Annotated in this window: 23 protein-coding genes; 10 read left to right on the top strand and 13 right to left on the bottom strand. The window is 34.2% G+C overall.

Annotated elements, in window-relative coordinates; all coding sequences use genetic code 11:
• Positions 1-19: 19 nt before the first annotated feature.
• Positions 20-1,663 (bottom strand): thermosome subunit beta, encoded by a 1,644-nt coding sequence (thsB, locus tag NEF87_RS20310; RefSeq protein WP_457917255.1) that lies wholly within the window; start codon positions 1,661-1,663, stop codon positions 20-22.
• Positions 1,664-1,846: 183 nt separating this feature from the next.
• Between thsB and NEF87_RS20315 the strand changes: the two genes are divergently transcribed.
• The 4 genes from NEF87_RS20315 (at position 1,847) to NEF87_RS20330 (ending at position 5,447) form a co-directional block, all read left to right on the top strand.
• Positions 1,847-2,434 (top strand): zinc ribbon domain-containing protein, encoded by a 588-nt coding sequence (locus NEF87_RS20315; RefSeq protein ID WP_457917256.1) that lies wholly within the window; start codon positions 1,847-1,849, stop codon positions 2,432-2,434.
• Positions 2,435-2,571: 137 nt separating this feature from the next.
• Complete coding sequence (locus tag NEF87_RS20320; protein WP_457917257.1) at positions 2,572-3,312, top strand: hypothetical protein; 741 nt, start codon at positions 2,572-2,574, stop codon at positions 3,310-3,312.
• Between the two features lie 179 nt (positions 3,313-3,491).
• Positions 3,492-4,823 carry an ATP-binding protein gene (locus NEF87_RS20325; protein WP_457917258.1) on the top strand — a complete coding sequence of 444 codons (1,332 nt, stop codon included), beginning with the start codon at positions 3,492-3,494 and terminating at the stop codon, positions 4,821-4,823.
• A 288-nt stretch (positions 4,824-5,111) separates the two neighbouring features.
• The gene (locus tag NEF87_RS20330) at positions 5,112-5,447 is read left to right on the top strand and encodes a hypothetical protein (protein WP_457917259.1); all 336 of its coding nucleotides are present in this window, start codon (positions 5,112-5,114) and stop codon (positions 5,445-5,447) included.
• Positions 5,448-5,630: 183 nt separating this feature from the next.
• Here NEF87_RS20330 and NEF87_RS20335 read toward each other — a convergent pair whose 3' ends face one another.
• The 5 genes from NEF87_RS20335 to NEF87_RS20355 form a co-directional block, all read right to left on the bottom strand.
• Positions 5,631-6,539, bottom strand: a complete 909-nt coding sequence (locus NEF87_RS20335) for a hypothetical protein (RefSeq protein ID WP_457917260.1) — start codon at positions 6,537-6,539, stop codon at positions 5,631-5,633.
• Between the two features lie 203 nt (positions 6,540-6,742).
• Complete coding sequence (locus tag NEF87_RS20340) at positions 6,743-7,111, bottom strand: methylglyoxal synthase (protein ID WP_457917261.1); 369 nt, start codon at positions 7,109-7,111, stop codon at positions 6,743-6,745.
• A 291-nt stretch (positions 7,112-7,402) separates the two neighbouring features.
• A complete protein-coding gene (locus NEF87_RS20345) occupies positions 7,403-8,011 on the bottom strand; it encodes a Rab family GTPase (protein WP_457920141.1) in 609 nt (202 codons plus the stop codon).
• A gap of 19 nt (positions 8,012-8,030) precedes the next feature.
• Entirely contained in the window at positions 8,031-8,372 is a 342-nt protein-coding gene (locus tag NEF87_RS20350; protein WP_457917262.1) for a hypothetical protein, read from the bottom strand.
• Between the two features lie 93 nt (positions 8,373-8,465).
• Positions 8,466-8,591, bottom strand: a complete 126-nt coding sequence (locus NEF87_RS20355; protein ID WP_457917263.1) for a hypothetical protein — start codon at positions 8,589-8,591, stop codon at positions 8,466-8,468.
• A gap of 186 nt (positions 8,592-8,777) precedes the next feature.
• Here NEF87_RS20355 and NEF87_RS20360 point away from each other — a divergent pair, with 186 nt between their 5' ends.
• The 5 genes from NEF87_RS20360 to NEF87_RS20380 are packed head-to-tail and all read left to right on the top strand — an operon-like array spanning position 8,778 to position 15,112.
• A complete protein-coding gene (locus NEF87_RS20360; protein ID WP_457917264.1) occupies positions 8,778-10,628 on the top strand; it encodes a phosphate ABC transporter substrate-binding protein in 1,851 nt (616 codons plus the stop codon).
• Between the two features lie 48 nt (positions 10,629-10,676).
• Entirely contained in the window at positions 10,677-12,842 is a 2,166-nt protein-coding gene (gene pstC, locus NEF87_RS20365; protein ID WP_457917265.1) for a phosphate ABC transporter permease subunit PstC, read from the top strand.
• 44 nt (positions 12,843-12,886) lie between these two features.
• Positions 12,887-13,744, top strand: a complete 858-nt coding sequence (gene pstB / locus NEF87_RS20370; RefSeq protein WP_457917266.1) for a phosphate ABC transporter ATP-binding protein PstB — start codon at positions 12,887-12,889, stop codon at positions 13,742-13,744.
• Position 13,745: 1 nt separating this feature from the next.
• A complete protein-coding gene (gene phoU / locus NEF87_RS20375) occupies positions 13,746-14,393 on the top strand; it encodes a phosphate signaling complex protein PhoU (RefSeq protein ID WP_457917267.1) in 648 nt (215 codons plus the stop codon).
• Positions 14,394-14,419: 26 nt separating this feature from the next.
• Complete coding sequence (locus NEF87_RS20380; protein WP_457917268.1) at positions 14,420-15,112, top strand: hypothetical protein; 693 nt, start codon at positions 14,420-14,422, stop codon at positions 15,110-15,112.
• 164 nt (positions 15,113-15,276) lie between these two features.
• Here the strand turns inward: NEF87_RS20380 and NEF87_RS20385 are convergent, their stop codons facing one another.
• On the bottom strand, positions 15,277-16,149 hold the full coding sequence (locus NEF87_RS20385; protein WP_457917269.1) for a hypothetical protein: 873 nt from the start codon (positions 16,147-16,149) through the stop codon (positions 15,277-15,279).
• A 496-nt stretch (positions 16,150-16,645) separates the two neighbouring features.
• Here NEF87_RS20385 and NEF87_RS20390 point away from each other — a divergent pair, with 496 nt between their 5' ends.
• Positions 16,646-17,155, top strand: coding sequence for a hypothetical protein (locus tag NEF87_RS20390; RefSeq protein ID WP_457917270.1), 510 nt, complete (start codon positions 16,646-16,648; stop codon positions 17,153-17,155).
• A 279-nt stretch (positions 17,156-17,434) separates the two neighbouring features.
• Here NEF87_RS20390 and NEF87_RS20395 read toward each other — a convergent pair whose 3' ends face one another.
• From NEF87_RS20395 to NEF87_RS20420, 6 genes are all read right to left on the bottom strand, one after another.
• On the bottom strand, positions 17,435-19,120 hold the full coding sequence (locus NEF87_RS20395) for a glycerol kinase 5 (protein WP_457917271.1): 1,686 nt from the start codon (positions 19,118-19,120) through the stop codon (positions 17,435-17,437).
• Positions 19,121-19,454: 334 nt separating this feature from the next.
• On the bottom strand, positions 19,455-20,723 hold the full coding sequence (locus NEF87_RS20400) for an acyltransferase family protein (protein ID WP_457917272.1): 1,269 nt from the start codon (positions 20,721-20,723) through the stop codon (positions 19,455-19,457).
• A gap of 138 nt (positions 20,724-20,861) precedes the next feature.
• The gene (locus tag NEF87_RS20405; protein WP_457917273.1) at positions 20,862-21,680 is read right to left on the bottom strand and encodes a hypothetical protein; all 819 of its coding nucleotides are present in this window, start codon (positions 21,678-21,680) and stop codon (positions 20,862-20,864) included.
• A 227-nt stretch (positions 21,681-21,907) separates the two neighbouring features.
• Entirely contained in the window at positions 21,908-23,146 is a 1,239-nt protein-coding gene (locus NEF87_RS20410; protein ID WP_457917274.1) for an acyltransferase family protein, read from the bottom strand.
• 168 nt (positions 23,147-23,314) lie between these two features.
• Entirely contained in the window at positions 23,315-23,731 is a 417-nt protein-coding gene (locus tag NEF87_RS20415) for a metal-dependent transcriptional regulator (protein ID WP_457917275.1), read from the bottom strand.
• Complete coding sequence (locus tag NEF87_RS20420) at positions 23,728-24,768, bottom strand: metal ABC transporter substrate-binding protein (RefSeq protein WP_457917276.1); 1,041 nt, start codon at positions 24,766-24,768, stop codon at positions 23,728-23,730. Before NEF87_RS20420 ends, NEF87_RS20415 begins: the two co-directional genes overlap by 4 nt.
• Between the last annotated feature and the right edge of the window lie 17 nt (positions 24,769-24,785).

Below are 24,785 nucleotides of genomic sequence, written 5' to 3' on the forward strand. Positions count from 1 at the left end.
TGGAAAATATGAAACTTTTTTACATCATACCTGGTGGCATACCGCCACCCATGCCGCCCATACCACCTGGTGGACCGCCGGCACTTGCTTTTGCTTTTATCATATCATCGATACGTAGGATCATAACTGCTAATTCTGTTGCTGATTTGATGATGTTGTCAATATTCGCAACAGGTTCAATCACTCCTGCTTCTCGATTATCAATAACTTTGCCTTGATAGATTTCTAATCCATAAAATTCGTTACCTGGTTTAGAATGGGCAGTACGAAGTTCAGCTATGATGTTAATTGGATCTAAGCCGGCATTTTCAGATAGAGTAATTGGAATTATTTCTAAGGCTCGAGCAAATGTTTCAATGGCAATTTGTTCTTTTCCAGTTTGTTTGCTCGCAATGTTCAATAATCTTTGGCTTAATTCCATTTCTACGGCTCCGCCTCCACCAACAACTGCTGATCGGTCATAAATTGATGCAACAACGCAAAGTGCGTCATGCATGGTGCGTTCTGCTTCATCTAATCCTTGACTTACTCCTGCTCGTAATAGCATTGAGACAGCTTTTGCATGATTACAACCAGAGATAAAACATAAATCATCTCCTGCTACTTTTTTGAATTCAACAACTTTTGCAGTTCCTAAATCACTTGGAGTCATTGCTTCAATATTTTCAATAATTTTACCTCCAATAGCTTTTTGCAATTTTGATAAATCGGTTTTAGTCACACTTTTTATTGCAACAATACCTTCTTTTTGTAGGAAATGGCTGGCTCCATCATCAATTCCTTTTTGGTTAATTATCACATTGGCCCCAATTGCTTTCAATTTAGTTGCAAAGTTTTTTAAGATAGATTCTTCCTGATCTAAGAACCCTTGAATTTGGCTGGGATCGGCAATGCGTAAATCTGTTGAGAATTCGGTTTTTTTAATTTCAAAGGATTGAGCAACTAATGCAATTTTGGCATCATGCACTACTTTTGGCATCATTTGGTGAGTGGCTTCTTTTTCTAAAATGATTCCATCAATGATTTCGGACTCCTTTAAGGATTTTCCTTTTTTCTTTACAATCATGATATCCTTGACTTGTCTCATATTATTTTTGTCCGATTTAACTTTAGCAAAGGCTTCTACGGCCAATTCAGCAAAGAATTCTTTATTTCCACTAATTCCTTTTGAATTCATGGTAGTTATGGCAATTTTTTTTAAGATTTCTTTATCAGTATCGGGATCGATTTTCATTGCGATTTCCTTAAGCACTTCACGCGCTGTTTTTCCTGCTAAATTAAACCCTCGGGATACCACACTTGGGTGAATGCCTTGAGACATCAATTCATTCGCAACAGTTAATAATTGACCTGCAATAATAACGCTGCTTGTAGTTCCATCTCCAACATTTTCATCTTGAGATTTGGAAATGGCTACAGCCATCTTTGCACCAGGATGTTGCACATCTAAATTATCCAAAATTGTGGCTCCATCATTAGTGACTGTGATATCGCCTAATGAATCAACTAACATTTTATCCATTCCCCGTGGACCGAGGGTGGATTTAACTGCTTCTGCTACCGCTTGGATTGCCAAGATATTCTTGGCTCGTGCGTCATTTCCTTGCGATCGTTCTGATCCTTCCCTAAGGATCAAAATTGGTGTTCCTCCGAGCATTGACATGATTTTTCACTTAGTTCGTTAAAATCCAGTCATCAGAGTGACTGGGGTTTAGTATGGAAGTCTAAGTCACCAAAAATTTTAAAGTTTTTTTTTGGGATTTTGGAGTGACAATAATTGGACTTTGATAATTTGAATAACTCTCCCCCCATTTTTTAGTTACAATCTAGTTTCGTGATCTCAACAATGGAAAAACATTATCATCCACATCATAAAAAACACGCTGAAATGCCTCATTCCGAATTTCTCGGATCATTGATTGCCTTTCTCGTTGTTGTTATTGTAATGAACGGAATATTTCCGTATGACCCTTGGTTTGCTGTTTTGCCTCAAGTAATTCTTGCGTTTATCATGGTGAAAAATGGAATACTATATATCCAATCCCGCGATGCACGCCGAGATTTTGTCTATACTACCACTCAAGACGATTTATGGCACATTTGGCTGGCGGCTATCATTGTAAATATAGTAATGTCGGCGATATTCCATGGAAGTTGGATTGGGCGAATCCCAACAACTGTCTTAAATATCAAAGCGATTGAAATTACCATTACATATATTGCTGCTCAAAAACAGCGCAAAAATGCGACATTATACACCCAACGATATGTGTCCCCTGTTGCTCAACCAGTTGCAACCGTTCACAACACAACTTCTGGTGCTTATGTCACCTTGTCAACTCCATCTGATGTGGCTCAATTCTGCCCTATCTGTGGTGAAAAACATGAAGCGGACTATAAATTCTGTGCCAGTTGCGGTGCATCATTATATTAATCTTTTTTTAGAATAAATCTAGATGATATGTTCCCCAAAAACAAAAAACCCCTCTTGTTTTTTTTTCTTCCCTTCGATCAGACTTTTTAATAGAAATGATTGAAGGGTAAAATGTTTTCCACAATTAGTCGATAAAAATGTCAACTCAAACCAACCAAAATCCAAATTCAGACCAGTTCGAGGTTAAAATGTACAACCTTGGGGTGGCGATGAAAGACTTCCAGAATTTTTATTGGACCGGAATCCTCCTTTTCTGGTTGTTCGTCCCGCTGATTATTTTATTTGTAAAATATGTGAAATATTTAATTGCCTTAAATGAAGTTAAAGGAACAACTCCCGATCAAGACTTTCATAAAGGGTTTATCCTACTGATTGTGAGTATTCTCTCTTCCTTTATTATAACTTCTGCAATTGGAGATTCTCGATGGTCTTTTTCAGGTATTATTGGCATAGTCCTTACGTATTTAGCGTATCAATCCTTCCAGCAATGGTCCGCGAGATTATCTCAACAATCCCAATCGCCCAATCATGTTCAATTACGCGAAGGTTTTCACGACATCCAAATTGCCAATTTATTCTGTATTATATTTATTGGGATATTTATGATTCCTGGGGCTTTTGGAAAAACCGCAGATGCGTTGCTAGCAGAATATAGTGGAGTGATTCAAAAAAATTTTTATTCAAATTCCAAACCCTTAAATCAAATCTATGGACATCAAGAATATGTTGCCCCTACTTCTACTGACACAACATTTACTCCTTCTATTTCACAAACTAAATCAATTCCAATTTCTAAAGAAAAATTTTGTCCCTTCTGTGGGAATCGGCAAAATTCTGATGTGAAATTTTGTGCTTCATGCGGAAATCAAATGGAATAATCGTGCTTTAATTTTAGCATAATACTCTTTTTTTTCTTTCATGCACTTTCTATTTCTTTTTATTTAAAGCCTTAATTACTTCTTTCTTCACAGAAACATGTAGTACAATTCTTTTCCCTACATACTTGATTAGTTTCCCTACATAACAGATTTTTAATAGAAGCGACATTTTTCAAAAGATGGGTCACATTTCTAATAGTTACTTGGACTTACAAAAACGTCTCGATAAGTCACCACAAACTGCCCCCATATCAGAATCCTTATTTAAAATTTTGGAAATTTTATTTAGCGAAGAAGAAGCGACTTTAGTCTCAAAGCTTCCAATTAAACCTTTTGATTTGGCAACAGCGGTAAAAATTTGGAAAATTTCAGAAGAAAAGGCTAAAGAAATCCTCTTTGAGTTAGCCGAAAAGGCTTTAGTTCTTGATTTTATTAGTGGGGATAAAATGATGTTCAGCTTGGCGCCTCCAATGGCAGGATTCTTTGAATTTTCTTTAATGCGTACCGATGGTAAATTTGATAGAAAGATTTTATCTGAGTTATATCATCAATATCTCAATGTTGAGGATGATTTTGTTCCAACTCTATTTGGGTTGGAGGTTCCTATAGATAGAGTTTTTGTGCATGAAGATACAATTCAAGATACCGATAAAAGCATTATTTTAGATTATGAAAAAGCAAGCGAAGTGATTGATACTGCAACGTGTATTACTGTAGGCACATGTTATTGTCGCCATAAAATGGAACATTTGGGAAAAGCATGTGATAATCCTCAAGAAGTCTGTCTTACGTTTAATAATGTCGCCGCCAGTTTATCCCGCCATGGTGTCGCCAAAGAAATATCTAAGGATGAAGCCCATGCCATTTTGGATCGGGTGAGAAAACTCGGACTTGTGCAGGTGGGTGATAACCGTCAAGCTGGAGTCTCTTGGATTTGTAATTGCTGTGGTTGTTGTTGTGAAGCGTTACTTGGATATAAACGATTGGGTTATAGTTCCAATATTCAAAGTAATTTTGAAGCTAAAATTGATATAGATGAATGCACTGCATGTGGTATTTGTGTCCAGAAATGTCCTGTTGATGCTATGGACATGATTGAAACAGCTGATGGATTATCAAAAGCGCAAGTGAATTATGATCGCTGTATCGGCTGTGGTGTATGTGCTCGGTTTTGCCCTTCGGAAGCGATCAGTATTGTTCGTCGGAAAGAGCTCAATTTCACACCTGTTGATGATTTTGAGCGATATATCATTAATGCAATTGAAACTGGTAAGCTCCCAAACTTAGTGTTTGATAATTTTAACCTCTGGAGTCACAAAATCTTGCGCCGCTTAATGAAGATTTATATTAAGCTTCCCAAAGTGAAAAGATCCTTGGTGGAAGATCAATTACAATCTCGGTATCTGAAAAAAATGGTCCACTTGTATAAAAAATATAATAAAGGAAAGTTGGATGATTTCGATTTAGAGAATTATACTCATCCTGAATTGTCCTCAAATAAACAGAAATAAATCCTTATCAAAATTGGTTTGGTAAAATCTATTTTTTCTATTCTTTTATTATCATTTTGAGATATTTGAGTCTTTTAGTCATTCAATTGGTTCTTAACAATTTTTCCTTCAAAACTATTTTATAGATTGCATTCTCGTAATGTATCCTACTTTTTCGGTAGTTTTTTTTACTCGCATTTGTCTTACTAATTTGGAGGATTGTATATCGTTTTTTAAGAATCGAAAAGAAATGAAAGAAAGTTGATAAAAAATCGAATAGATAAAAATGAAGTTGAAGATGAAAGAAATATGAATGGAAAAACAGTGTTTAAGGCTGATCGACAATTGGATCCAGAACTCGATTATGCTTTTGAAAAAATGATCCAAAAAATTAGTTTTGAAGCGAAAATTTCTCCCCAACTCCTCCGAAAATATGGCGGCGAAGCATTTAAGGATTGGGAATCTAAAACAGGAAAACCTATATCGTCTTTGAATGCGATGAAACCTGAAGATCGCAGTTCCAATATCTATGCCATTTTAGATAAATTTAGGCATTCATTAGAGCATATAGTCCCTTCGGTAAGAAAAATGGATAAAACAATGTGCATTGCTTCTGTGTCCATGGAGATCATGTTTGGATCCTAGATGAAGAGTTTGAGGTTGTATCTACTAATCCTTTTTTACCCCATCTTTCTGTTTTTAAGCTCATTTGCTTCCTTCAGATTTCGAAAATTAATGAGTCATATTTGGGAGAAGAAATTGAGAATTGAAAAATAAATTTAAAAGTTAGAGTAAAAAAACCAAAGAAATTCGTGTGCTGCTTTCACATTACCTCAGTTTTTGGCCGCATGTAGAACAAAAACTGGATTCTTTATCTATCAAAGTCGCTCCACAAAACTTACATTTGTCCGATACTCTATCCACCTCATTTATTGTGGTTGGGGTGTGAAAGTTAGTGGGGGTACTAAAAGTCTGGGTGTTGGATGGAGCTGCTTGATAGGTTGGTGCTCCATAGGATGAATTTGAAGTTTGGTTGAAAACAGGTTCTACTTGGATGGAAGGTGCTGATGGCATAAGATTTGAAGCCACAATTTCATCTCCAATTTTCATTAGTCCAAATCCCCAGATAATTTGTCCAAGAAATCGTAGAATTGGGCCAAAAATTCCTGGAATAAACACAAATCCGTTAATTAAGCTTACTGTAAAAGCGAAAATAGATCCGATCTTCATTATTAGGAAGAAATTTTTCGTGCTATCTTTTAATGGGTTTTTATCTGTTTGGGAGGGGATTAATTGAATCCATTTTTCTAAAATAAATACTATCGCAATAAATAATCCTAATTTTATTGATGCTCCAATAAACGGAATTAAATCTCCAAACACAACTAAGATAATATTTATTATTTCAAACCAAAATATCTTCTTAAGATTTGAATCCATTGTGATGTTTGCTAAATTATTCAATTTGGATAAATAAATTCCTAAGAATACTAAAATGACTATAAACCCAATGATTAGCAAAATAATGTATAAAAATGAACTCATTAATTCTGCTCCTGATATATTAGTCATTGCTTCTGGATCGTTAGCGTCAATTGTTTGAAAAACCGATGAAGCCATTCCTATTATGGCAATCATTTGAAATATGGACCAAATCATTCTGGCTATCCCATATCTCTTCGTCATTTTGCCAAATTCAGTAAATGGATTTGGCCGATAAAAATTCGGTGTGGACATTTTATTTTCTCCTAACGAATGTAGGATTTAAGTGAAATAAATACCTTTTGTTTCCAATTAAAATAGAATTTTCAACGATATTAGAGTGGCATTATCTCGAAAAAATTGTTCATTTCACTGTGAATGGGAAATTAATTAAAAACATTTAGAGCATCTTTGTATCTTTTAGTTGCTTGCTCGATAATTTAACAAAAGAATTATTTTTAGTTAAGAAGTAAGTTCGCAGTTGCTCGATTTAAGGCAATAGGTACATTTTTGATCACACAGATTCGTATCAATGTTTGAATATCATGTTCATGTCCGTGTGGAGACCTCGCATCTATAAAAAATATTACTTTATTCACTTTTTCTTCCAAAATTTTTGCCGCCAAGAGGATATCTCCTCCATCAGGTCCATGACCAAATCCATTAACTTTCAATTCTAGTACATTATAGAGTAACTTTGCTGTGTGTTCAGTTCCAATTAATTCATATTTTTCCAAACACTCTTTTTTGCTTTTTGCCCATTCTAAGAGGTTATTCTTAGTTTTATCATGAGCTACTAACGCAATTGTTTTTTTTGTATTATTCATACTCAAATTTAGTAAAGTTGCAAAAAAATTATTGTTTCTCCATCAGAATAATAAGGTATCTAACGGAAAAATTTGCATTTCACATATCTCCGCTTTCCTTAGTCTTTCTATAAAATAATATGACCTTTATCATTTTTCTTGATTTTAACAATTAAAGTAAAATTGTTATCCCTTAATTTCGCCCAAAATATAAATATGTTTTAATAGAGACAAGATCGGAAAAAAATATGAAATATAAGTTCAAAACAGAGTTTAATCCCTAAATCGAACCTTTTTTTATTCCATAAAAAACTATAACGATAAACTTGTGTTATTCAGATTACAATTCAAAATTTTCAAATTTTCTTGTTTCTTTATGAAAAAATGGGAATCCTGTTCTAAAGATTCAATTTTTCTAATCAAAGCTTCCTCAAATTCTGAAACTCCTTCCCCAGATCGTGCCGACATTTCAAAATATTCCATTTTGTGCTGATTACATATATCCAATACATCTTCCTTCGTAATACATTTTTTAACACTATCTATTTTATTTGCAATTAAAAATATATGGGCTGGAGGATCGTTTTTTGGAATCATAGAGATCCAAGATTTTATATCTTTGAGTGAATGAATCCATTCACAAGAATAAACAAAGATAACTATTTTAGCTCCCTTTATATATGAGTCTTGAATAAAACGAAATCGCTCTTGTCCACCTAAATCCCATAATGCTGCAATACGTTTTTCATTTTTAGACTTTTTAAATTCATGTAGATCTATTCCCGGTGTCATTTTTGGAGGATTAAATTTATCCAATTTTTTAGCTAAGAGGTGGCATATGGTAGTCTTTCCGACTGCGCCACTGCCTCCTACAACAATTTTGATCGGTTGTTTCATAATAATCAGTTTTTTAAGCTTAATTTGCTATCTCAATAAGAAATTATCGTTGACAATATACATGTAATAGGTTTGAATTGTACAAAATGAAGGGTGTAATGAAAACTTGATTACCTTCAAGAAATTCAACGTGTCTACAATTTAGTTTATTATCTAAATATGCGATCAGGGTATGAATCTCAATTTTCCCTTCACTATTATCTGCACAATGCATCAAAAAAATCGGAAAGGGGAAATTTTCAACATTTTCTACCATAGATTTATTTATCTCAATCTTTTTTGTTTCGTTACACTTTTTGCAAGGTATTAAAACAGTTGTTGATTTTCCTTTCTTTTGATTTTTTAGAAAAGTTTCAATTTCTTCAACTTTATCTGATTCTAGCATTTAATTTCTTTAATTCGAACAGATCTAATTACAATTCTTATTATGGTTATTATGGTAACATTGGGAAAATTCAAAAATCAATAAAAATCCAAATTACAATGTGATCCATATGGACCAGCCATGAGCAGTATGATTCACAAGATCGGAAGTTAAAATTTTACCTAAATAATTTTTGTTATACTTATTTATAACTAATACATCAGAATCTGTTGGCTTCATTTGGAAGGTTCTTTTTTTTTTTATACCATATGAAGAATGGGGGACAATTCAGTTATTATTATGGATCTATAGACTTGTAAAACTATCTATAGGGTGCAGATATTAATTCGATCTTGCATAGGTTATAATATTTACCATATTGGTGGCGTTAATCTGATTTGTAAGATAATAACATATTAGAGAACTATGAAACGAAAAAACATAGTATTCATGACCACATTAATGTTGGTTTTAATGATGGTAGGAAGTATCGATACAGGACGTGCTCAAACCACTCCACTCATCTCCGATACACAAAGTTTGGTTGTTGATGGTAGTACGACTGTTCAACCCATTGCTTCCAAAGCCGCTGAAGTATTTATGACCTATTTTCCAGGTTATACAATTACTGTGAAAGGTACAGGTTCTGGAACAGGTATTGCTTCATTAATTGCTGGAACATGTGATATTGCAATGGCATCTCGTAGCATCAAATCTTCTGAAATCACAAGTTTAGAGACCGCAGGTGGTTCAAGTGTTGAACATGTCCTTGCAGCGGATGGAATTGGAATCATTGTCCACCCTGACAATCCTTTAACTGGATTAACCATGGATGAACTTCATGATATTTTCAATGGTTCCATTTCCAATTGGAATGAAGTAGGAGATGGAAGCCATTCAGGAGAAATCACCGTTGTCAACCGAGAAACTACTTCTGGAACTTATGGATTCTTCAAAGACACAGTCCTTGATGATGATACTTTCCGAGAAGATGCTCAAATTGTTGAGAAAAATTCCAATGGTGCCGTTCATGATGCTGTTGCATCGATACCTTCTGCAATTGGGTATGTTGGTTTAGGATACATTGATGAAGATGTTCAAAATATGGAATTAGATGGTGTTGCTGCCAGTACAGCGACAGTTGCAGATGAAACTTATTCAATTGCACGAAATTTATATTTCTATACCAATGGCACCCCTGCAGAAGATAGCTTCGCAGCATTATTTATTCAGTTCATTATGAGCCCTATTGGACAAGCTATTGTAGAAGGTGAAAAATTTGTTCCTGTAGCAGAAGTTGGATTAATTCCTGGAAATGGATTCTCTGGGTCAATTGTTGTTGATGGTAGCACTACTGTCCAGCCAATCGTATCTAAATCAGCTGAAATTTTCATGGGTATGTATGACGGATTTACAATTACCGTGAAAGGTACAGGCTCTGGAACAGGTATCGCTTCATTAATTGCTGGAACATGTGATATTGCTATGGCATCTCGTAGCATTAAATCTTCTGAAATCACGAGTTTAGAAACCGCAGGTGGTTCAAGTGTTGAACACATCCTTGCAGCTGATGGGATTGGAATCATTGTCCACCCTGACAATCCTTTAACTGGATTAACCATGGATGAACTTCATGATATTTTCAATGGTTCCATTTCCAATTGGAATGAAGTAGGAGATGGAAGCCATTCTGGAGAAATAACCGTTGTTAATCGAGAAACTACTTCTGGAACCTATGGGTTCTTCAAAGACACAGTCCTTGAAGATGATACCTTCAGAGAAGATGCTCAAATTGTTGAGAAAAATTCTAATGGAGCCGTTCATGATGCTGTTGCCTCCATACCTTCTGCAATTGGATATGTTGGTTTAGGATACATTGATGATGATGTTCAAAATATGGAATTAGATGGAGTTGCTGCCAGTTCAGCGACAGTAGCAGATGAAACTTATTCAATTGCTCGAAATTTATATTTCTATACTAATGGCACCCCTGCGGAAGATAGCCTCGCAGCATTATTTATTCAGTTTATTATGAGTCCTATTGGACAAGCTATTGTAGAAGGTGAAAAATTTGTTGCTGTTGCAGAAGTTGGATTAATTCCAACAATCCCAGAAGAAGGCACTACTACTACTAAGACTGATACAGAAACTGATACAGATACAGGATTAGAAACAATTGATGTAAGTAATATTCCAGGGTTCACACCATACTTCTTAGTTGCAATTGCCAGCATTACTGTTGGCGGATTAATGTTTAGAAAACGGTCTCTGAAATAAGATTTCTATTTTTTTTTAATTTTTAAACAAATCCTTTTGGGGAAAACAATGTCAATCACAAAAATTCAAGGTCCAAAATCAACTATTCAAGATTTGGTTCCTAATCACACATTCTTAATGAAAAAAGAATTATTCATTGATAAAATCATAAAAAATATTCTCATCATTGCTGCTTTCTTTTCTACATTTGTTGTTTTTGCACAAATTATCTTTTTTTTTAACGAAGCTTCAGGAACATTTCAAGAAATTCCCGCATCTGAATTTATTTTTAGTACACGATGGAGAATCGATTTAGATACTGAGGCAAATACGAGTTATGGTTCAGTTCCTTTAATCTATGGATCATTAGCAACTACCTTACTTGCTATGTTAATTGCTGTTCCAGTAGGGGTTTCAACAGCAATATTTATATCCGAAATGGCACCGACCAAAATTAAAGATTTTATCAAGGGTTCTGTAGAAGTTTTAGCTGGAATTCCATCTATAGTCTGGGGGTCTCTGGGAATGACAGTATTAAATCCATTAATAATTAACTTATTTAATCGACCTATGGGTGATTCATGGTTATCTGGCTCCGTTATCCTTTCAATAATGGCCCTTCCAACAATCGTTAGCGTTTCGGAAGATGCAATAGAATCAGTTCCGATCTCATTTCGAGAAGCATCATTAGGAGTTGGAGCGAATAAATGGCATACTATTTCAAATGTAGTATTACCAAGTGCTTCTTCTGGAATAACAACTGCAATCATTTTAGGAATTGGAAGAGCTATTGGGGAAACTATGGCCATTTTGTTAATAACAGGTGCAAATCCGATTGTCCCGGACCCTCTTAATAATATTTGGAGTCCAATTAGCACAATAACTGCAACCATCGCCAAAGAATTCCCAGAAACTGTTTTTAGAGGGACCCACTACAAATCTTTAATATCCTTGGCAATTATACTATTCATCATAGTTATAGTTATCAACACAACTGCAGAATTTATCCTATCAAGGATTCAACTCAAATTTAATCCAAAAACACAAGTAAATTATGAACAAAAACTTAACGATATACAAAAAAATTGCAAAGTAGGGAAACAAACAGCTAAAAATAGGTGGGAAACGCAATTTGTTACATTACAATGCAAATTTCAACTTTGGAAAGAACGAAATTCATTTCGATTTTCAAAAATAAAGCATTTTTGGAATAAATACAATAAATATCTTGGAATTTTAATCTTGACTCTTTTTGTATATGCAATGGCGATTAATTTCACCACTTGGTGGGGCGCTCTAATATTTATAATACTTATGGGTTTTTGTATCTATATATTTTCTGATCGATTGAATATCAAATCAAAACAATCAGTTGCTTTTACACTTATTCGATTAACGGTTATTTTGGTTATCGCAGTATTATCATTTGTTGTGGGATATATTGTTTACCACGGTCTTCCATACATGACTCGAAGTTTTCTTCTAGAATTTCCAAGTGATATTGGGCGTGATGGAGGGATTTTACCGGCAATTATTGGAACTTTACTTCTGACTGTTGGATCAGTAATTGTTGCGGTTCCATTAGGAGTATTAGCAGGAATTTATCTTTCAGAATATGCGAAGGACACACCTTTAACTCGTTTTATTCGCACAGGAATTGATATTTTAAATGGTACGCCAAGTATAGTATTTGGATTATTCGGATGGGTTTTCTTTATTTACTTTATCGGAGTGAATTTCTATGAGCCGATGCGAAGACCTACATTACTAGCAGGAATCTTGACATTATCACTTATGATATTACCAACGATAATACGAACTACGGAAGAATCTGTGAAGTCAATTCCACAAAATATTAGAGAAGGAAGTTATGCATTAGGTGCCACTAAATGGAAAACCATCAATAAAACCGTTATGAAACCTGCATCTCCAGGCATCATCACAGGAATTATCTTAAGTATGGGGAGATCTGCGGGTGAAACTGCTCCAATAATGTTCACTGCTGCTACATTAATTGTCTATGCCATGCCAGATACTTTCTTAGGGGTTTTGCTTAGCCCCACTATGTCGTTATCATACCATCTCTATGCATTAAGATCATTTATACCGGGACAAAGCCAAAGAGCAGATGCAACAACTTTTGTTCTTCTTATATTAGTGCTATTCCTTTATCTGATCGCTATGTTCATTCGTTCCAAAATTAAAAAACAAAATAAAACAAATTTCCACTATTAATTTTTTAAATTTAAAAAAAAATATCATATAAACAAGTGATCTCTATGAGTAAAGTCGATATTGAAACGCAAAATAATGATAAAAATCATTCTGATAATATTAAAGTAAGCGTTGAGACCAAGTTCTCGATTAAAGCTACTTCTGATAATGATTTAATATTCCGAACGGAGAATTTAGATCTATTTTATGGGGATAAACAAGCCCTCTCAGAAATTTCGTTTGAAATTCAAGAGAAAAAAGTTACAGCTCTAATCGGGCCATCTGGATGCGGAAAATCTACCCTTATTCGTTGTTTTAATCGAATGAATGATGTTATTGACAGTTGTAAGATCAAAGGAAAAATTTTCTATCATGAAGAAGATATCTTTAGACCAAAACTGTCAGTTACGGATTTGCGCACTAATGTTGGAATGATCTTCCAGAAACCGAATCCATTTCCTATGAGTATCTATGATAATATTGCATATGGTCCACGGATTCATGGAATCAATAAACGAAAAGTATTAAATCAAATCATCGAAGTCAGCTTGAAAAAGGCCGCATTATGGGATGAAGTCAAAGATCGCCTCAAAGATTCTGCCTTAGGCTTATCAGGAGGACAACAACAACGTCTTTGTATTGCACGGGCTTTAGCGGTTGAACCCGAAGTCATTTTAATGGATGAGCCTACGTCAGCCTTAGACCCGATTGCCACTTCAAAAATAGAAGATTTAATAAATGATTTAAAGAAAAATTATACCGTAATTATAGTTACTCATAATATGCAACAAGCAGCACGCATTAGTGATTATACTGGTTTTATGTACTTAGGCAAAATGATTGAATTTGGGCAAACTCGTCAAATTTTTGAAATTCCAAAGAAGGAACTTACAGAACGATATATTACAGGGAGATTTGGTTAAAATGCAAAGATTTCATAATGAACTAACTTTATTAAAACAAAAATTGCTTAAAATGGGTGAACTCGCGCTTTTTATGTTAAATGGCTCGATTGAAGCATTAAAACGTATTGATATTTCCTTAGCAAATAAGATTCATGAAGAACGACTCGAATTGAATCAGTATGATATCGAAATAGAAAATGAAGCTTTACGATTGATTGCGCTTTATCAACCAATGGCAAATGATATCCGGACTTTAGCGTGTATTTTGAAAACAAATACGTATCTTAATCGCATAGGTAGGTACGGGAAGGATATTGCAAAAATTACTTGGGAATTTGAAAATCATCCCCATTTTAAAAAACTCGTCTCCATTCCCCAGATGGGCCGGCTTGTAGAAGAAATGGTAAAGGATGCATTGAAAGCCTTTGAAGAAGGTGATCTTAAATATCTTGAAAATTTTACTGAGAGGGATGATGAATTGGATGAGCTCCGCTATTCAATCTTTCGTGAATGTGTGTCATATATGATGGAGAACCCTCGCATTATTACTCAAGGGTCTCACTACATTATGGTGGCTCGCTATTTGGAACGTTGTGGGGATCATGCGTGCAAAATTGCTGAAAAAATTCATTATATGGTTGATGGTTCTTCAATTGAAATTAAATAATTAGAGAAGTAAAATAGGTAATCATTATGTATAACGATGCAAAAGGAAATCTTGATCAAACTTTCGAATTTGATAGAATCGATAAAAGTCAAAATATGCTTCAATCTCCAATTTATAATTTTTTTGCACTAATTCTATTCGGAATATTCGATTTTATTTTGATAAATGAATTTTTAAACCAAATAAAGGATCACGACATTCGGATCCAATTTGAAATTCTGCCTTTCATCCTTCTTGTAACAATTTTTATGTTCTTATCGATAAAAATTGTCCTTGAAGCATTCATTTCAAGGAAGAGCCCGAATCGTGTTATTTTCACCTCAAAGTCTGTGATGGTTTATCGAGATGAAAAATTGCTAAGAGAATTCAATTCATACAGTGTTAACAAAATTACCTTATTCAAAGCAAAAATTTCTCGTAAATCACAAAAACAAACTGAATTTGCTTCAAATAGCCAAACACCTTATATTTTTGATCTTGGATTTACAAAAAATAAAAAGAGAACCATAAAAATGTCGCGCTTTTTTCTGGTGAATAAATCAAATAGTAAGGATACTCTGGAATCTTTTACGAAATTTACATTCCAACCGAATCTACCTTATCAAATTTCAATAAAGGAACGAGTAAACAGAAGAGAAAAATATTTCGTGATAATTCTTCTGTTCTTCTGTTTAATAAGCGCATCAATTATTTCCATTATAAACTTGATTTTCACATGATTTGAAATAGGCGCTTGGGCTGGTGAACAAGATAAAATCACCTACCAAATTTTTTTTTTTCAAAACCGAGTACTTATTAACATTCTTTCCAAGAAGACCAAGAGGCGAAAGAGTTGAAATAAAGATAATCTCTCCCCATTGTAGATGCGATACAAAAATTAGTTTTAGTCTTCTAATTCATCAAAATCCATATCTGGATATAATTTTGCCACGCATTCTGGGCATAGACTATGTGTTAGAAGTGCATCTGAATGATCACTTATATAATTCTCGATATTATCCCAAGAATTTGATTCATTACGTATCTTTTTACAACTACTGCAAATAGGGAGTAAACCGGATAAATTTTTTATCTCGTCCTGGGATTCATTAAGATCTTTTTCTAGTTTTTGAGAATTACAATCGATTAATAGCAAGCTTTGAATAATATTGGATGAAATAATGTTGATGAAAGCTAACCCTTGGATAATCCCAGCTTCTAAGAAATCTTCTATTTGACTTTCCAATAATATTGTGAGAATTAAACGGGTTAGATGCCATCCAATAAAAATGACAAATGAAGTGAATAAGAAGATCTGTTTTTTTAGAAGAATTTTATAAATTCCTGTCCAAATGATATAACATATTCGACAGGAGATAAGGAATATTAGACTTGAAATTATTATGATTCGCGCATTTACATTTGGAATTACGTATGTATAAAAAATAAAAAATATAGTTAATAAAAGTGGAGGTATCACATCAAACCAAAGTTGTTGATCGCCCTCTGCAAATTTTCGTAATCCTCTTGCTATAAATACTAAATAGAGCAAAATAAAATTATTTGCAATGATTATCGATATAAAATCCGGCAAAATAGGACGCAATGCTAGTAAAATCATTCCCAAACTATTAAAAAAATTTGCTAAGGTCCACTCTTTAAAACCAGGATAAATCTTCTGTTTTTTTGCCACAAAAAGCATTACAATAAATGTACTGATTGAAACAATACTTGTTATAAACGATAAGGTTTGGATATCTAAGTAATCTTCTAGCATTTGAATGACTTCAATAAAGTTAATTTAAGTATTTTTTATCATGTCATTTAAATCTGTTCTTGCTATAAACATGTTGGAATAAGTATACTTTATCGGGATTTGATTTAGAATAAGTATGCATATTTTAAACATTATTTCTGACACAATTTAATTTCCAGATTCACTTTTCATTGTACATATATCATGTCGATATGTCTCTGTGGTCTGAAATCGGTCATTCTCTCCGAATTGTACAAGATCATGAATGGAGTTCGATCTGCTTCACAGCCATTTATCCATCTTTAGAATGTAGAAATGTGTATCTCTGGTCGAGATGTGAGTTTTTTTGATTTCATATATTATACTAAATTGTGATCTATATCTTTGAATCAAAGAAATTCATTCCATATGGAAGCAATAGCATAGCTAAATAACCATATAAATTTGATAAATGCATAGATTACCAACATAATAATTTGGATGTGGAATATATTGATTAAATTCTTAATAAGAAGTAATGAACATCGAATATGAAATCAATCAGTCACAACCTGTTGAAAATGTGTTAATTTTAAAAAAATATAAGGGAAGTACTATTTCCCAACTGATTGTTGCAAGTATTTTTTCTGCTGGTTTATACTTTCTTATCGGCTTTTACATCTTTATTTTAAGTATAATCTTGTTGTTGCTCGCTATTGTTATTGAGAACTTTCCCTCAAAATATGATCAGATTGAATTTACAAGTTATGGTATTGAGTTATTAAAGCAAAAATCAGGAGATCTTGTTGAAATTATTTCATTGAATCAACTGAAATCATTCAAAATTGAGTATAAACAATATAATCATAAAGGTTATACTCATTTTGGGATAGAATTATCATTAATATTGTGTGATGATAGATATCTAAATTTAGACCTATCAAACTATGTTTTAAATGAATGGGAAGTTGTTGAACGTTTATCAGAACAGTTACGCGATTATTTTCTTCAATATACTGGGATGATTGATTCCCAAGTTATTCATTAATAACATTATTTATAGTCATGAATTTTTTTTTTAAACCAAACCATAATAAAACCTTTTTTTTCCTGATATGACTTAGTCATCTCAGTTTTTTCATTTTTTCAAACATTCAAAATTTAAACATTTCTTAATTAACTATTCAATATCTCTCTTCATCTGACGATTATGACCCAGATCGTTAGAAATAGTCCACTTAGTTTTCAATAAAAAGTCCTAAATGTCAAACCAAGGTCAAAAATTAGATCAAAAAAAAACATTACATATCATTGTGAACTTTATTGACTATTGAATTTTTAAGACTGCTTTCACAGCTCTTCGCCATTGTTTTAATTTCTTTTCTCGTTTTTCTAACCCCATTTTAGGAGAAAAAGCATTATAATTTTTTTGTAAAGATCGGAGTTCCTCTTGATCTCGCCAAAATCCAACGGATAAACCTGCAAAATAAGCTGCTCCAGTTGCAGTCATATCCGATTCGGGGGCCCGTTCTACAGTAATATTGGCAAAATCTGCTAAACATTGGAGTTCAATGTCCGATTGTGAAACTCCACCATCAACCTTAATATCCTTAATATCAATTTTAGTATCGTGTGACATGCCCTCCAATATGTCATAAAGTCGCAAGGCAAGTCCTTCTAAGACGGCTCGACAGACATGACGACGATGTGTGGCTAAGGAGAGTCCAAATATTGCTGCCCGGGTGTTGGGATTGAAATGAGGAAAATTCATTCCAGAAGGCGTTGGTATAACAATCACTCCTTCAGTGTCTTCAGTTTGGGCTGCAAATTCATTTAATACTTTGGGGGTATCTGCAAGACCGATTCCTTCCCCGATCCAATCAATTAGGGTTCCAGCTGTTGTAACTTGACCTTCCAACATATACGTCACATCCCCGTTTAATTTCCATGCAATGAGCGGGAATAGCCCTCTTTTGGATAACTTGGGTTTGAGACCTACCGTCATATCCACAAAAGCTCCTGATCCTTGGGATATTTTAACTTCTCCTGGCTCAAAACAGCAGTGACCAAAGAGAGAACTCATTTGATCGCCAATACTCGCTCCAATAGGGATTGCGACATTACTAAATATTTCTGGATCTGTAGTCCCAAAATCACCGTCATTATCCAAAACCTTGGGGAAGAAGGTATCATTATGGGGAATATCAAATAATTTTGTATAGATCTTGTTCCATACCAGATCGAAGGGATTGTAGAGGGCTGTCCCACTTGCATTAGTAACATCCGTAATATGCTGTTTACCTCCGGTTAATTTGTACATAAACCAACTATCCAAGGTGCAAAAATGAATCTCTTCATTCTTTGCCATATCATAGAGTTGTTGGCCGCTCAGCTTACTGTCCCGATATATCACTTCTTCTTGTTCATATAGCCATCGGACCCGACAAAGGGCAAATTCTGGGGTAAGTTTTAACATTCCAGTAGTAGTTAGCATCGTGTTGCCGGAAATTTTGCCGAAGAGTTTGGCTATAGCCACTAATCCGCGATAGAGAAATTTTTTCCGCATTTTCATAGTTGTTTTTTCAGCACGAACATCGGCCCAACTAATGAGGTTGGTTAGTGGTTTACCTGTTTTCTTTTCAACTAAACAAAAGGATGCTCGTTGATTGCATATGCCAATGGCAGCAATTTCTTCTGGTGAATAGTCTGGTTTGGCAAAAATTTTATTGACAACACTTTTTAATGCTTCCCACAAGACTTCTGGATCATGTTCCAAAGCTCCATCTTCGGGGAACATTGGAAGGGTTTTTTCATATTCTCTGTCAACAATTTCGCCTTTTTTGTTAAAAAGAATGGCGCGGATGCCTGTTCCACCTGAATCGATGGAAAGGATATATTTTTTTTGTAGCGGTTGGGTATCTGACACGATTATCACTAAGGGTATGTTTGAAATGGGATTTCGTTTAGTGTTTCCTTCTTGAATTTTATTGTAGAAAAATCTTCTTTCTATCATATTCTAAAAAAAAAGATGAAAGATGTTTTTTTAAAAAATATATGTTTATAGAATGTAAAACCATTTAATGTCAACATATGAATTTAATACTCAATTTAAATTTATTAAATACATTAAAATATATATTTAAAATGGTTAAATTTGTTTAAACATTGATCAAAGTTGACTGATGTATTTATTTTATAAAAACATATATTTTAAGCAAAAAAATATATGTTTAATGAAGGAGTTAGTTTTGATAAAAAATTGAGGATTTCTATATGAAAATGCAAATTAGAAAACTAAAAATAAGAAAATGTGTAAAAAAAAAATGCTTGGGATGGCAAAGAATATCTTAAGCAATTGGGTATTTGATAAAGAAAACCACTATTAGAATCATCCGAATTATGAAAAATGTTGCTGAAATTCCAATAATGCCTTTATACATCAATTGCTGATTTTTTGTTTCTTTCTTCTTTTTGTAATAGCGCGTTTCCAATTCATTCCAAAGCATGCCTCCACTAAAAGTGATTGCTAAATTCAAAATAAAGAACCAACCATAATTCTCTGGAGCGGCATCGAATACATCCAGAGTGTAAGGATTGCCATCGTACATCACTAAGAAGAACTGGTATACTATGGAGAAGTAAAATATTTGTGTTAGTAAAATATGGTAAGTAGAGCGACTAATTCTTCTCACCCAATCGTAGTATTTTCCTTCGGGATTTTCTGGAATAAATTTCATCCCGACTAAAAATAGAAAGCCTGAATAGGGGAAAAAAAAGAGATGATAATCCCCTGTAATCCAAGAGAAGAAAAGTAAATTGTAACGCAACCAATTTCCCAAAAAGACGTATTGAAACATATATAAAAGACTTAGAGGTAATAATGACCACATCCAAATATTGCGTTTGGCATATAAATCATGATCTGTAGAAAACCAAAGCCCCAACCCTATGGCGCTGAACATGTTAAATATATGGCATCCGAAGAAACTGGATGTGATCCTTGCTGGATCCGTATAATCAAACACATTATAGAAATAGTAGGTCATAACTCTCCATCCGAACTCAATGACGAAGGTCGATACAAGAGTTAATGCTGGTTTCTGCAGATAACACCAATATAGAGCGGGGAAGATAAGAATTGTGGAGAAAAGTGCCGGTAAAAACCAACTTCCTGGTCCGTAGAAGGGAGTATAACCAATATAGACGTTGTAGGGTGATTCGTAATAGGCGACGTTTAAGGTAGTCATACCCGTATAGCGTTCCAAGAGATATAGGATAGTATGGGCCGCGTAAAGGATTAAAAATGGGGCAATATATCGTTTCAACTTTGATTCGAAGTATTTGAGGGAGTAGAGTTGTTTGATGGTAGTGTATCCTTTCTTTTTAAAGGAGATGCCCATATTATACCCCATAATTATTACAAGCATGGGGATACTGATCCTTTCCCAGAATGTGGAAAGGTATTTGGATAGATAATGGTGCGTAAAGGTATGGTCCATGATGACCAGAAATATCATCACCGCTTTGAAAGCATCTACCTGAAAATAATGCTTAGATGAAGTTGGTTTTGCGATTAAAGCCGTATCATCTGAGGGAGTTATACTTTGAGATTCCATGATTTTGTTCACAATTTCAATATTAGGTAGATAACAAAGGGCGAGGGATATATTATTTACGAAATTGAGATCAATGCAATTCATGAAAAATAGAACTAGGATGGGAAATTATCATAATTAAATACTCGTAAAAAAAAACTACTCCAAACCCGTCAGTTTTAATCGAAGAAAATTAAGGAAAAAGGCCATTGCAAGTATTACTGGTGCAAATAGCAACAAAAACCAGTTATCACTCAGAATGGGATTATCACTGACCTGAATAATTACGATAATACAGCATATGATCCATCCTCCGAAAAAAATCGCTGCAAAGATGCCGTACTTATTTGCCTTTTTACTGGATATTTTATATGCCGCAACTTTTTCTTTAAATTGTGGATCATTTTGAAGACGCCTTTCCCGTTCTTGATTTAAGGCATCAATATACTTTGCTATGATTGTTTTTTTGAGTGCTCGATTTTTTTTTGCATCAAAAGGTGTCGTTTCCTGCCATTTTTTCAAGTTTGGAGTGATAGAAAACATTTTGATCTTAATTTCGCCAATGGGGTCTTCTCCTTCTTGGTAATGACATTCTCCTGTTTGATTGATCCAAATTCCTCTAAAAACTTTCCTATATGGTAGTGTTTGCATCAAAGTCATTAGAGTTCCCATAAACATTCCTGCCAGCAAAATGACTTCCAATCCATTAAGCTTGCCCATTGAATACATTCGGGTGGGATTGACGATTAAACCAAGCCCCCAAATGAAAAGACAAAATAAGAAAAATGAAATCCACCAAAATTTGATACTGTCATGAATACTTTTCTTTAAGCGGATCGGGTCGAAATACATCGTATCATCGGGTAAATACCGGAAAATATCATCGGGGATCCACCCATCAAAGACAAAGACATTATTAATCGTGTTTTCCGTGGTGATAGCTGGAATTGCGGTGGCTTGAGAAAGAGCATTTTTCATTTTATATTCTTGATAAAACTCGACACATCTTTTGTGGTCTGCCTTTTTTAAAGAAAAATTGATATTCATCAAGATTTCATAGATGATCTTCCTATTTGGATTTGAGTATGCTAAAATTTATTGTCTTGGAATGAAATATCTCCGTCATGAAAAATGAAAGGAAAAATTGGACCTCTTGAAAGATAATAAAAAAAAAATGTGTTATTTTGACTTTCGTCGTTATATTTTCAATATTTTATGAAGAAAATCACGATTAACACTATTCGAGTCAAGAAGAACAATACACTTAAGCCTATGGCTCCTTTATAGATCAATTTCAAAGAAGAATTTTCTTTGACTTTGCGATAGAATCGCGATTCTGCTTCATTCCACAACATACCTATTGAGAATGTAATTAATACATTCAGCGGGTAGAACCATAGATAATTAATTGGATTGGCATCGAATACATCAGGTACATTATCGAGGGGGTTAAACATAAACAAGAAGAACTGATAAACGATTGAGAAATAGAATATTTGTGTTAAGAGAATGTGGTAGGTTGATTTACTAATCCGTCGGACAAAATCACTGAGTTTTCCTTGCGGATTTTCAGGAATAAATTTCATTCCCAACAAGAATAAAACAGCAGAGTATGGGAAGAAGTAGAGATGGTAATCTCCTGTCACCCATGGTAACCAATTGCCAATAGCATTGTAGCGGAAAATATAGATAATTGAAAACAGCCCAATAATCCAGACAAATCGATTACGTTTTGATAAAATATCATGATCAGTGGAAAACCATAATCCTAGACCAACAGCGCTGAACATTGCAAATACATGACATCCAAAGAACCCATCGGTTACTTTAGCTGGATCTCCAAAAAGCATATCCCCATAAATAATGTCTCGTATTAAATACCAACCCAATTCAATAACAAATGTTCCAACTAACGTAATAACATCATTTTTCTTGTAGCACCAGTAGATAATTGGGAAAATAAGGATTGTAGACATGAGTACTGGTAAAAACCACATGCCTGGGCCGTAGAATGGCGTATATCCAATAAATATGTTGAGAAAGTTCTCATAGTAGAAGACATCTAAGGTATCAAAGACCATTGCAGATTCTAACAGATATAATATGGTGTGAACGAAATAAAGTATCAAAAACGGGACCACGTATCGTTTCATCTTGTTCTCAAAATAGGAGAGCGAATACATTTCTTTTAATTTGGTAACTCCCTTTTTATCAAAGGATTTTCCCATATTGAATCCCATGATGATCATCAACATTGGAATCGAAATTCGTTCCCAAAAGGAAGAGCCAAAATCATGCAGAAAAGCGTGGGTAAAGGTGTGATCCATTATCACAAAGGCTATCATAAGGGCTTTCCATGCATCTACTTGAAAATAGCGCACACCCTTACGGGATTCTGTTTGAACTAAAGCAGAATCTGGTTCGGTTAAAGTTGAGTTTTCCATAAGATCTATCACATTAGTAGGTAGACTGAAGTTCATTGAAACTAGGTCAAATCCTTTCTTAGTTTACTTTAGAGAGAGATCTTATTTAAAGAAAAATTGATCTTTAAATCGATTGTTCAGATTAATTAGCACTTGCCTTTTTAGGATGTCAAGATTTCGTCCCATCAATTAATAGTCCAATGTGCAATATTCAGGGTTAATGGTATCATGGGAAAGATCATATTTCTGACAAATTTTCTGGATCAATTCGCACGAAAACGCACCAGCAAGATGAATTGCTTCACTATGGGCTTGGATTTTTTGAAGGTCAAGGGTATCTACCAAAAATTTTTCTATAATAAAATGATGGTTGGATAGATGTGCAGCATACTCCATTCCTTGGGAAGTTAATGAGACTGGACCATATTTCTCCCATGTTATTAGTTGAGTTTCTACTAAGCGTTTCAAAGTGGAATTGAGGGTGGAATGCTTTATTCTAACTTCCTTTTTCAAATCTCCCGGACGGATTGGTCGTTTCCAATAAAATAAAAAATCGAGGACTCGGTGATCCTTTTCCTTCAGCAATTCACAGCTTATTTGATTCATGATTTTTCATGCCTTTTGAATAAAACTACGAGTCCTATTAGCATTGATCCAAATATGATCTCTATTTGGTAACTGGGAATATTCGATGTTGAACTTGGAATTTCTTGAGGATTTACTAGTGCCCATAGGTTATATCTGATCATTTTAGCGTAAGTGTCAATCAACTCATTATTGTCTCCTGTCATGCCCAGAAGGGGTATGGCATTTACAATTTTTGCGTTCGTATCGCGAGCTAGTTGAGCCACATCCGCAACATCGAGGTTAGGTTGATTGATGATTATGGAAATATTTTGTTCTATCATAATTTGTTGAATATCTTGAATGTGTTTGGCAGAAGGCTCTGATCCTTCTTTTTCTTGAATCACAGCTACTCTTTCAATTCCAAGTAAATTGAGCAAATACATCATGGATGGGTGGTGTAGAACTACTTTTAGACCTTCAACTTGAGGTTTAAACTCGAGAATTTCTTGGTATAATGTATCCAAGGTTGCTTGATAAGCATTATACGTCGAATCTAACGCGGTTGAATCAAAATTTGAATCTATTTGGAATTCTGTATAAATATTTTCCACCATCATTTTAGCAATTATAGGGGAGGTCCAGCCATGAGGATTAATTCCTTCAAGTAATGGATCATTTTCTTCCATAGTTGCGTTCATAACAGTAATAATCTTGAGATTAGGATTATCTGCTAAAGCAACTTCCTTGAGACTCCCTTCCCAATAAGGTTCCAAATCTTCTCTTCCCATCAAGATAATGTAATCCGCTTGGATCAATTTTTGAATTTCAGTAGGATTTGGCTCGTAAGTATGAGGATCTTCATTTCCATCTACTAAGGAATATACTTCTACTTGATCTCCTGCAATTTCTTGCACAAAATCTTGAAGAATCGTAATGCTTGTGACTACTTGAATTGGATCTGCTTCGGTTGTTGAAGTTCCCATCGATAATGGGAGAGTGATAGTCATGCTTGCAAAGGTAAATAAAACAAGGATACTCATTTTTCTAAAATTATTAACAATTTTGTGATTTTTCATTTTTTATCTTCTCAATT

Origin of the sequence: Candidatus Lokiarchaeum ossiferum (genome assembly GCA_025839675.1) — an archaeon.
GTDB lineage: Archaea > Asgardarchaeota > Lokiarchaeia > Sigyniarchaeales > Promethearchaeaceae > Lokiarchaeum > Lokiarchaeum ossiferum.

Bases quoted from the DNA above. Each gene is read 5' to 3' on its own strand.
- thsB (WP_457917255.1), bottom strand. From the start codon at position 1,663: ATGTCAATGCTCGGAGGAACACCAATTTTGATCCTTAGGGAAGGATCA.
- NEF87_RS20315 (WP_457917256.1), top strand. From the start codon at position 1,847: ATGGAAAAACATTATCATCCACATCATAAAAAACACGCTGAAATGCCT.
- NEF87_RS20320 (WP_457917257.1), top strand. From the start codon at position 2,572: ATGTCAACTCAAACCAACCAAAATCCAAATTCAGACCAGTTCGAGGTT.
- NEF87_RS20325 (WP_457917258.1), top strand. From the start codon at position 3,492: ATGGGTCACATTTCTAATAGTTACTTGGACTTACAAAAACGTCTCGAT.
- NEF87_RS20330 (WP_457917259.1), top strand. From the start codon at position 5,112: ATGAATGGAAAAACAGTGTTTAAGGCTGATCGACAATTGGATCCAGAA.
- NEF87_RS20335 (WP_457917260.1), bottom strand. From the start codon at position 6,539: ATGTCCACACCGAATTTTTATCGGCCAAATCCATTTACTGAATTTGGC.
- NEF87_RS20340 (WP_457917261.1), bottom strand. From the start codon at position 7,111: ATGAATAATACAAAAAAAACAATTGCGTTAGTAGCTCATGATAAAACT.
- NEF87_RS20350 (WP_457917262.1), bottom strand. From the start codon at position 8,372: ATGCTAGAATCAGATAAAGTTGAAGAAATTGAAACTTTTCTAAAAAAT.
- NEF87_RS20355 (WP_457917263.1), bottom strand. From the start codon at position 8,591: ATGAAGCCAACAGATTCTGATGTATTAGTTATAAATAAGTATAACAAA.
- NEF87_RS20360 (WP_457917264.1), top strand. From the start codon at position 8,778: ATGAAACGAAAAAACATAGTATTCATGACCACATTAATGTTGGTTTTA.
- pstC (WP_457917265.1), top strand. From the start codon at position 10,677: ATGTCAATCACAAAAATTCAAGGTCCAAAATCAACTATTCAAGATTTG.
- pstB (WP_457917266.1), top strand. From the start codon at position 12,887: ATGAGTAAAGTCGATATTGAAACGCAAAATAATGATAAAAATCATTCT.
- phoU (WP_457917267.1), top strand. From the start codon at position 13,746: ATGCAAAGATTTCATAATGAACTAACTTTATTAAAACAAAAATTGCTT.
- NEF87_RS20380 (WP_457917268.1), top strand. From the start codon at position 14,420: ATGTATAACGATGCAAAAGGAAATCTTGATCAAACTTTCGAATTTGAT.
- NEF87_RS20385 (WP_457917269.1), bottom strand. From the start codon at position 16,149: ATGCTAGAAGATTACTTAGATATCCAAACCTTATCGTTTATAACAAGT.
- NEF87_RS20390 (WP_457917270.1), top strand. From the start codon at position 16,646: ATGAACATCGAATATGAAATCAATCAGTCACAACCTGTTGAAAATGTG.
- NEF87_RS20395 (WP_457917271.1), bottom strand. From the start codon at position 19,120: ATGATAGAAAGAAGATTTTTCTACAATAAAATTCAAGAAGGAAACACT.
- NEF87_RS20400 (WP_457917272.1), bottom strand. From the start codon at position 20,723: ATGGAATCTCAAAGTATAACTCCCTCAGATGATACGGCTTTAATCGCA.
- NEF87_RS20405 (WP_457917273.1), bottom strand. From the start codon at position 21,680: ATGAAAAATGCTCTTTCTCAAGCCACCGCAATTCCAGCTATCACCACG.
- NEF87_RS20410 (WP_457917274.1), bottom strand. From the start codon at position 23,146: ATGGAAAACTCAACTTTAACCGAACCAGATTCTGCTTTAGTTCAAACA.
- NEF87_RS20415 (WP_457917275.1), bottom strand. From the start codon at position 23,731: ATGAATCAAATAAGCTGTGAATTGCTGAAGGAAAAGGATCACCGAGTC.
- NEF87_RS20420 (WP_457917276.1), bottom strand. From the start codon at position 24,768: ATGAAAAATCACAAAATTGTTAATAATTTTAGAAAAATGAGTATCCTT.